The following is a 1975-nucleotide window of genomic DNA, read 5'->3' as shown; positions in this document are numbered from 1 at the left end:
AAGAACGCCAATGGAAACTCTGATAGATGGCAAAGAGATCTGGAAGGAAAAATTTGTAGCCTGAATTTGACCTGACAGACACCCTCTGAAAAATCGGTGACTGTCAGATCAGGTCTGAACTACTACACATTACTCCCTGAGGGAACTATGTTTCAAATAAAAGGTCTATAGCGTTTCTGGAGGCTCAAGCCAACAGGGGGAAAGGGTAATACCAGCAATATTCACTGGTGCAATAACTATGATTGGTGCTTCAAGCTCTATTTTTTTGGGGGGAAACCCGGGAAAAACAATAATTCTGCCTCCGGAGAACCACTCAATTCCCAACATTTCATCCGATATTGAAAAAAAACAGGTGAGGCAGGTTGAATCGCCTTCTTTCGTTCATTTGGAGGGGCAGGTTGGATTATTGCCAGGGCAGAGCCTGATATCCCAGATGAAGGTTGTCAAGAGTGAGCCTCAGGAGCCATTGGTAAGTAATACTAAGGAGCCTGAGTCGCCCGTCTCATTTTATAGGGTGCATGAATCAACAACACTGGGGGCTGGAAGGGGGCTCTATACAACCCGGTTTGTTGCCAGTAAGAAGATTCTGGGTGAGTATGAGGGTGAGAAAATATTCAGGACGACAACCAAGAGGTATTTAGACCGGTTTTATGTGTTCAACATGGGAGAGCCGGTTTTAGAGGGGGGGAAATGGAAGCAGGATGTATCGTTTATGAAAAACGATACCCACATTGCATGGAGTCAGACATACTTATCCGGATTACCTTTTGAAATTGGGGTCTCGGGAAGTAATGAATTTAGATTCTTGAATCATTCAAAAAGTCCAAATGTTGTTTTGAAGGTTGTTCCAAAACAGGATCAAATCTCATGGGGTGAAACTGCTCAATTAAAGGTCTTTGTCGTTGCTCTCAGAGATATAGAACCAGGAGAGGAGTTGTTTTTTGATTATGATCCAGATGTTGATGATATTGATTTTTCCATTAATCCTGTTAAAAAACCTGTGGCCAAAGTTAAGGAGGTCGTAAAAAAACAGGCGGCAGCCTTTTTCAGAAGAATAAGAGAAGGAACGTTACATGTTAAAGAAAAGGAAAGGGGAGGTGTTAGAAGGTCCTCAAAGATGAATCAGTCTGTGGAAAATACGGAGGAAGTTAGTTTTTCGGATCAAGTATCTGCTTTAGATCCGGCTCAGAGAGAAATGCTCAAACAGTGTAGCAACCTTAAAAAACGTCAGGAAGTGGATTGGGTTTTGCAGCAAGCAGTGGATGCCGGTATTCCCCTGAAAGAGCTTCTCGGTTTTGAACGGTCGGATTTTAAAGTTCATCATGACATCTGGGATCGATATATGCAGGTATGGGTGAAGTTCTCAAAACTGCCGGTTCGTTTTGATGTCCGAAGTCATCGAGTTTTATTGGAGTTATACCATAACAGTGAGCAGTTTGATGAGCGCCTTTTACTGAAAATGAGACTGTCCATGCAAGTCTATTGGTTGCTTTCCGGGCTTGATGGTAATTGGCAAACCTATGTTCAAAAAAAGTTAATTAAGCCGGGGGAAGGCAGAGGGAAGAAGCGAGCTTTCCCAGAGTTGTCTGAAAGTCTATCACCAGTGGGGTATGAAGCAGATAGAAAAAAGCATAAGGGCGAAGCTGTCGACCAGAAAGTCAGGGTGGTAAGGCAAGCTGAAAAAAGGGGGGTGGATGAAAAGGTGTTAGAGGCAACCGGGTTTTCTGAGTTTTGTTGGGGGTTGGAAGGTGAGGATAATCTTTACCACTGGCGCTGTTCAAATTAAATGTTGCTAACATGGTCTATACTCCCTGAGCATGAGAATTGTCGTGTAAAGTGGAGTTCCAGCCATGAAACCTCAGCAATTCCAAGACATCCTGAAGTCCATACCCATGATGTCCCCAGAGCAGATCGGTGTCCTCCATAAAACTCTGCCGCCCTCACCCATTGCCGGTGATGCACAAGGTATTTCCGG

The 1975-nt window shown here is 43.9% G+C and carries 1 protein-coding gene; it reads left to right on the top strand.

Features of this window, described 5'->3' with window-relative positions; translation table 11 throughout:
- Nucleotides 1-238 precede the first annotated feature (238 nt).
- Complete coding sequence (locus tag ACNRUY_RS26350) at nucleotides 239-1786, top strand: SET domain-containing protein-lysine N-methyltransferase (RefSeq protein WP_488114639.1); 1548 nt, start codon at nucleotides 239-241, stop codon at nucleotides 1784-1786.
- The last annotated feature ends 189 nt before the right edge of the window (nucleotides 1787-1975 follow it).

Source organism: Endozoicomonas sp. Z74 (assembly GCF_057680865.1).
Note: the sequence above shows the minus strand (reverse complement) of the source record. Positions and strands in the feature narration are given on the sequence as shown.

What these genes read in the sequence shown, in the direction of transcription:
- ACNRUY_RS26350 (WP_488114639.1), top strand. Translation starts at nt 239, where the DNA reads ATGATTGGTGCTTCAAGCTCTATTTTTTTGGGGGGAAACCCGGGAAAA.